The 6,570-nt window shown below is 77.0% G+C and carries 4 protein-coding genes, 1 tRNA gene, 1 other RNA gene and 1 pseudogene; 4 read left to right on the forward strand and 3 right to left on the reverse strand.

What is annotated here, in order from left to right; genetic code table 11:
• Window positions 1-40: 40 nt before the first annotated feature.
• Together ACI79A_RS19520 and ACI79A_RS19525 are read right to left on the reverse strand one after the other, a co-directional pair.
• Complete coding sequence (locus ACI79A_RS19520) at window positions 41-1,738, reverse strand: serine/threonine-protein kinase (RefSeq protein WP_457085416.1); 1,698 nt, start codon at window positions 1,736-1,738, stop codon at window positions 41-43.
• A 37-nt stretch (window positions 1,739-1,775) separates the two neighbouring features.
• Window positions 1,776-2,126: a hypothetical protein gene (locus tag ACI79A_RS19525; RefSeq protein ID WP_457085417.1), complete on the reverse strand. Its 351-nt coding sequence runs from the start codon at window positions 2,124-2,126 to the stop codon at window positions 1,776-1,778.
• A gap of 140 nt (window positions 2,127-2,266) precedes the next feature.
• On the opposite strand from ACI79A_RS19525, the gene ACI79A_RS19530 reads away from it, so the two are divergent.
• A tRNA-Ser gene (locus ACI79A_RS19530) sits at window positions 2,267-2,351 on the forward strand.
• Between the two features lie 66 nt (window positions 2,352-2,417).
• Here the strand turns inward: ACI79A_RS19530 and ACI79A_RS19535 are convergent.
• Window positions 2,418-3,239, reverse strand: a pseudogene (locus ACI79A_RS19535) (DMT family transporter); the annotation flags it as partial.
• A gap of 66 nt (window positions 3,240-3,305) precedes the next feature.
• Between ACI79A_RS19535 and ffs the strand changes: the two are divergent.
• From ffs to ACI79A_RS19550, 3 genes are all read left to right on the forward strand, one after another.
• Window positions 3,306-3,401, forward strand: an RNA gene (gene ffs, locus ACI79A_RS19540) — signal recognition particle sRNA small type.
• Between the two features lie 66 nt (window positions 3,402-3,467).
• The gene (locus ACI79A_RS19545) at window positions 3,468-4,136 is read left to right on the forward strand and encodes a YceI family protein (RefSeq protein ID WP_457085418.1); all 669 of its coding nucleotides are present in this window, start codon (window positions 3,468-3,470) and stop codon (window positions 4,134-4,136) included.
• A gap of 60 nt (window positions 4,137-4,196) precedes the next feature.
• On the forward strand, window positions 4,197-6,422 hold the full coding sequence (locus ACI79A_RS19550) for a DNA polymerase III subunit gamma and tau (RefSeq protein ID WP_457085419.1): 2,226 nt from the start codon (window positions 4,197-4,199) through the stop codon (window positions 6,420-6,422).
• The last annotated feature ends 148 nt before the right edge of the window (window positions 6,423-6,570 follow it).

A 6,570-nucleotide genomic window follows, 5' to 3' on the forward strand; every position in this document is an offset into this window, starting at 1 on the left:
GGCGGCGCCCAGCCTGGGCGCCGCCCCTCTCGCGTGCCGGTCAGATCGGCTCGTCGTAGTCGATGAGCAATCGGCCGTCGTCCCCGCGCACCAGGGTGATCCGGTGCTGCTCGGGGAACCTGTCGCCGTCGGGCTCCACGTACGTCACCGGCGCGCTGGCCGACAGCGAGCCGTCCTCGGCCCGCACCTCACCCAGGCGCACGTCGCTGAACCGGTTCCAGAAGCGCACGTAGGCCTCGCGGCTGCCGATCGCGGCCCGCAGCCGTGGCCCGGTGCGCTCCCACGCGGCCTGCGGGTTCTCCGGCAGCAGCGCGTAGTAGGAGCGCACGGCGTCCCGCACGGCGGCGGCGCTGTCCGGTGCGGGCGGTGCCGGCTCGCTGGTCTCCGGCGGAGCCGGCTCGCTGGTCTCCGGGGGCGCCTCGCTGGTGGCCGGCGGGGGCTCCTCCGTCGCCGGCGGGGGCTCCTCCGTCGTCGGAGTCGGCTCCGCTGTCGTCGGCGTCGGCTCCTCGGTCGGCGGTGCCGGCGCGTCGGAGGTGGGGTCCGGTGCCGGCTCGCTGCTCTCCGCCACCGGGGCGGGGTCGTCCGCGCCGTCCCGCCCGGCCAGCGCGAAGCCCCCGCCGACCAGCCCACCGACGACCAGCAGCGCGAGCAGCGCCACCAGGGCCCGCCGGAGCGTCCGCCGACGGGCAGCCGGCGGTGCGCCGGCGCCGCCGACCGGCCGGGCGCCGGTCGGCGGCCCGGCGGGCGGGGTGCTCGGGGTCGACGACGCGGCGGCCGAGATCGGTGGCGCCGGCGCCCCTGCGGGGGCGGGCAGCGGCCGACCGTCGTCGTCCACCGCCCGCAGGTCGGCCATCGTCGGCGGCAGCGGTGTCCGGGCGGCGAGCACCTCGGTGACGTCGCCGTCCTTGCCGGCCACCAGCCGGGCCAGCTGGTCGCGGACCTGGGTCATCGAGGGGCGCTTGCGCGGATCGGAGTTCAGCATCCGCATCAGCGGCCGGCCGAGCGCCCCGGCGTGCCGCGGCCGGGAGAAGTCCCCGCCGGCCACCCGGTGGAGCATCTCCAGCGGGTTCTCGGTCATCCCGAACGGCGGGGTGCCCTCCAGGCAGGCGTAGAGCGTGGCGCCCAGGGAGAAGACGTCGCTGGCCTCGTCCGGCTCCTGGCCGCGCGCCACCTCGGGCGCGAGGTAGGCCGGGGTGCCCTTGACCACCCCGGTCTGGGTCAGCGACACGTCGCCGGTGGCCCGGGAGATGCCGAAGTCGGTGATCTTGACCAGGCCCTCGCTGCGCTCGCCCTCACCGATCAGCACGTTGCCCGGCTTGACGTCCCGGTGCACCACCCCGGCGGCGTGCACCGCCGCCAGTGCGTCGGCCACCTGCGCGCCGATCTGCGCCACCTGGGTCACCGGCAGCGTGCCGCTGGCCTGCAGCACCTGGGCCAGGCTGCGCGAGGGCAGGTACTCCATCACCAGCCAGGGCGTGCCGCCGTCGTCGACCATGTCGTAGACGGCGACGGCGTGCGGGTGGGTCAGCCGGGCGGCGATCCGCCCCTCGCGCATCGCCGCCTCGCGGTGGCCGGCGGTGACCTCGGGGTCGCTGCCGGCCGGGATGAGCACCTGCTTGACCGCGACGTCGCGGCCCAGCAGCTCGTCGCGGGCCAGCCACACCGCGCCCATCGAGCCGCCGCCGAGCCGCGCGCGCAGCAGGTAGCGGCCGGCCACCCGTGAGCCAGGAGCGGTCACCGGCGCCGTCCCGCGCAGAGCTGTCCGTGCACTGGGGTCAGGCGGAGGCCGGGGCCCCGTACCGGCGGGCGTACTCGGCCTGGGCCCCCTCGGGCAGGGCGTCGTACAGCTCGCCCAGCTCGCTCAGCGACGCCTCGGGCAGCTCGTCGAACAGCTGCGACCAGCTCGGGGGCTCCTCGTGGTGGCTGCGGGTCAGCAGCAGCTCCCACGCCCGGGTCTGCCGGTCGCGCTGGGCGCGCTCGGCGACCATCCCGGAGAGGTACCGGTCCTTCGCGGCGTCCTTCTCCGCGCGCGTGGCGTCGGCCGGGAGGTTGCTCGGGTCCGTCTCCTGCAGGGCGGTGACGATCGCGGCCACCACCTCGGGACGCACCTGCTCGGTCTCGCTCATCTGGCTCCTCCCGGGTCGCTCGGCTGCCGGTGGTCGCCCTCCGGTCCGGATCACTCAACCACCCTCCTGGTGCGCCGGCCGGGCGGGACGGAGGGCGGCGGCTGACGCACGCACGGCTGCCCGGTAGACTGCCCGGCACTGGAGGATTCGCCTAGTGGCCTATGGCGCTCGCTTGGAAAGCGGGTTGGGTGCAAGCCCTCGGGAGTTCGAATCTCCCATCCTCCGCAGGTAGAGCGCCGTCACGGCGCCGAGCATCAGGGCTCCCCCGGCCAGCGCGGTCGGGGTGAGCCGCTCGCCGAGCACCGCGGTGGCCAGCGCCGTCGCGGTCAGCGGCTCGAGCAGCGTCACGATCGAGGCGATCGCCGCGGGCACGGTCCGCACCCCGGTGAAGAACAGGCCGTAGGCCAGCGCGCTGGGCACCAGGCCCAGGTAGACCAGCGTGCCCAGCGCCAGCGGGTCGCCGGTCAGGTCCAGGCCGGTGGCCAGCGCCACCGGGGTGAGCAGCAGCGCGCCGAGGGTGAACCCGGCCGTCGTCGTCGGCACGCCGTCGGGCACCCCGGCCGAGGCCAGCACCACCCCGGCGTAGGCCACCGCGCAGCCCACCGCGGCGAGCGCACCCAGCAGCACCGTGTCCCCGGCGTCCGCGCCGGCCGACACCCCGACCAGCAGCACCAGCCCGACCAGCGCCACCGCCAGGGCGGCCATCGTCGCCCGGTCGGGCCGGCCCTGCCCGAGCACCGCCCCGCCGATCGCGACCAGCAGTGGCGCGAGGCCGAGCGCGACCAGGGTGGCGATGCTCACGCCGGCCGTGGCGACCGCGGCGAAGTAGGCGCTCTGGTACACCGCCAGGCACGTGCCGACCAGCACCAGCCGGGTGCGCACCCGTGCGGTCAGCGGCGGCCGCGGGGTGGGCCGCCGCCGGCGGGTCAGCACGTGCACGGCCAGCAGGGCGGCCGCGCCGATCGCCATCCGGTGCCAGGCGATGTCGAGCGGGTCGAGGCCGCTCCTCCGGGCGACCAGGTCGCCGCTCACCCCGGACGTGCCCCAGCACAGAGCGGCGAGGACGACGAGGACGAAGCCGCGGGCCGACGGGGTCGGCGCAGCCGTGAGCATGGCGCGGGAGCCTAGCCGCGGACCGGAGGGGCGGCAGCCGGGTGCCCGGCGTCCTCTACAGTGGGACCCGACCCCTCGTACGGCGTCACCCTGTGAACCTCCCCAGGGCCGGAAGGCAGCAAGGATAAGCAGGCTCTGGCGGGTGTGCGGGGGGTCCCTTGCGTTCTCCCAGCCTCCTCCCAGGTCGGTGCGGTGCACTGACCGCACGCCCGAGGAGGGGAGCCGGTCATGGCCCGTCGTCGCACCTGGTGGATCGTTCTCGCAGCCGTGCTCGTGGTGGTGGCCGGGGCCGTCGTCGGCCCGCTGGTCTACGCCGCGCTGCAGGACGACGCCGCGCCCGCGCCCACCGTGCAGGCCCAGCCCGAGGACGCCGAGCTGACCGCGGACACCGACGGCACCTGGACGGTCGGACCCGGCTCCACCGCCGGCTACCGGGTCGACGAGGTGCTCAACGGCGCCGACGTCACCGTGGCCGGCACCACCGAGGAGGTCACCGGCTCCGTCGTCGTCGAGGGCGGGGACCTGACCGCGGCGGAGGTGACCGTCGACGTCGCCTCGATTACCACCGACAGCGACCGGCGGGACGGCTACTTCCGGGATGACGTGATGGACGTCGCCGCGAACCCGACCGCGACGTTCACCGTGACCGAGCCGGCCGACCTGCCCGAGCTGACCGGGACCCCGGTGACCGTGCCGGTGACCGGGGAGCTCACGCTGGCCGGCACGACCCGGCCGGTGACGGCGGACCTGTCGGTGGTCCGCACCGCCGAGGGCGTGGAGGTCTCCGGCGCGCTGCCGGTGGTCTTCGCCGACTTCGGCATCGAGCCGCCGGACCTGGGTTTCGTCCGGGTCGAGGACCGCGGTGCGGTGGAGCTGTTCCTGCGCCTGACCCAGTGACCTCCCGGCCTCGTCCAGAGGCTCGCCCCGCACGTCGGTGCCGGCACGTAACCTCGCGGCGTGGCTCTGGCGCTCTACCGCAAGTACCGCCCGGCGACCTTCGCCGAGGTGGTCGGGCAGGAGCACGTCACCACCCCGCTGGTGAACGCCGTCGACGGCGGGCGGATCAACCACGCCTACCTCTTCAGCGGCCCGCGCGGGTGCGGCAAGACCTCCTCGGCGCGGATCCTGGCCCGCTCGCTGAACTGCGAGCAGGGCCCGACGTCGACCCCGTGCGGCGTCTGCGCCTCGTGCATCTCCCTGGCCCCCGACGGTCCCGGGTCGATCGACGTCATCGAGATCGACGCGGCCAGCCACGGCGGCGTCGACGACGCCCGCGAGCTGCGCGAGCGCGCGTTTTTCGCCCCGGTGCACAGCCGCTACAAGGTCTACATCGTCGACGAGGCGCACATGGTCACCACGCAGGGCTTCAACGCCCTGCTCAAGGTGGTCGAGGAACCGCCGGAGTTCCTGGTCTTCGTCTTCGCGACGACCGAGCCGGAGAAGGTGCTGCCGACCATCCGGTCGCGCACCCACCACTACCCGTTCCGGCTGGTGCCGCCGAGCACGCTGCGCGGGCTGCTGGAGAGGACCTGCGCCGCCGAGGGCGTGCAGGTCGAGCCCACGGTCTTCCCGCTGGTCGTGCGGGCCGGCGGCGGGTCGGTGCGCGACTCGCTGTCGATCCTGGACCAGCTGCTGGCCGGCGCCGGCGAGGACGGCGTCACCTACCGCGAGGCGGTGGGCCTGCTCGGCGTCACCGACGAGGCGCTGCTCGACGAGACCGTCGACGCGCTGGCCGCCTCCGACGCCCCGGGGGTCTTCCAGGCCGTCGACCGGGTGGTGGAGGCCGGGCACGACCCACGGCGGTTCGCCACCGACCTGCTCGACCGGCTGCGCGACCTGATCGTGCTCAACGCCGTCCCCGAGGCCGGCGGCAACGGACTGCTCGACTGCCCGCCCGACCGGCTCGACCTGATGACCCGCCAGGCGCAGGCCCTGGGCGCCGCCACGCTGTCCCGGCTGGCCGACACGGTGCACGAGGGCCTCACCGAGATGCGCGGGACGACGGCGCCGCGGCTGCTGCTGGAGCTGGTCTGCGCGCGGATGCTGCTGCCCGGCGTCGACGGCTCGGCCACCGCCACCCTGCAGCGCCTCGAGCGGCTGGAGCGGCGGATGTCCATCGCCGGCGAGCACGCCGGCCGGCCGGCCGAGGCGGTCGCCGCGCCGGTCCGGGAGGCCGCTGCGCCGGTCCGCGAGGCGCCGGCTCGGGCGCGCGAGCCCGCCGCACCGGTGCGGGAGCCCGCGGCGGAGGCCGCGGGCTCCCGCCCGGCGTACGTGCGCCCGTCCCAGCGCTCGGCCGAGCCGGCCCGGGCCGCGGCTCCCGCGCCGGTGGCCGAGCGGCCTGCCCCCGCCCCGGCTCCAGCTGCGCCGACCTCGGCCCCGGCCCCGGCTGCGCCGAAGGTCGAGGAAGGCGCGGACGGCTGGCCGGTCACCGCGCGTCCCGGCTCGGGCGCGTCCGCGCGTCCGGCCGCGGCGGCGCCCACCCCGGCCGCTCCGGCCCCCGCGCCGGAGGAGCGCCGGCGTCCCGCGGCGACCGGCGAGCCGGACATCCCGCTGCCGCCGGAGCCCACCGACGACGAGGACTGGCCGCAGCCGAGCCGGCCGGCGGCCCCGGCGAGCCGGCCCGCCCCGCAGCGCGCGGCAGCCGAGTCCGCCCCCGCCCCGCGGGGCGGCGAGCCGACGCCGGTCGTCTCGGCCACGCCGGAGCCGGGCGCCGACGACGGTCAGCTGACCACCGCCGACGTCCGGCGGATCTGGCCGGAGCTGATGGCCGTGGTCAAGCGGCACAAGCGCACCACCGAGGCGCTGCTGAAGAACGCGCAGGTGCACGACCTGGCGGCCGGCACGCTCACGTTGAGCACCACCTCGCCGGCGCTGGCCCGGCGGATCGGCGACGACCTGAACAAGGACGTGCTGCGTTCGGCGCTGGAGGAGCTGCTGGGCGTGCGCTGGAAGGTGCAGGCCGTCGTCGACCAGCCCGGCGCGCCGGCTCCGGGGAGCCCGCCGGTCACCCCGGAGGCCGCCCGGGCCGCCGCCGAGGCGGCGGAGACCGCCGAGGCCAATGAGCTGATGGCCGAGCGCGACGCCGCCCCCGGCTCGGACGAGCACACCCCGGCGGTCGACGCCGAGCAGGCCGCGCTGGCGCTGCTCCGCGCCCAGCTCGGCGCCCGGCCGATCGACGGCTGAGCCCCGGGAGCTGTGCTCCGCACAGTCGTGGGGGGGGGGGGGGGGGGGGGGGGGGGGGGGGGGGGGGGGGGGGGGGGGGGGGGGGGGGGGGGGGGGGGGGGGGGGGGGGGGGGGGGGGGGGGGGGGGGGGGGGGGGGGGGGGGGGGGG

Source organism: Modestobacter sp. SYSU DS0657 (assembly GCF_054050925.1).

Excerpts from the sequence above, each read along its gene's own strand:
- ACI79A_RS19545 (WP_457085418.1), top strand. The coding sequence starts at position 3,468 with ATGGCCCGTCGTCGCACCTGGTGGATCGTTCTCGCAGCCGTGCTCGTG.
- ACI79A_RS19525 (WP_457085417.1), bottom strand. The coding sequence starts at position 2,126 with ATGAGCGAGACCGAGCAGGTGCGTCCCGAGGTGGTGGCCGCGATCGTC.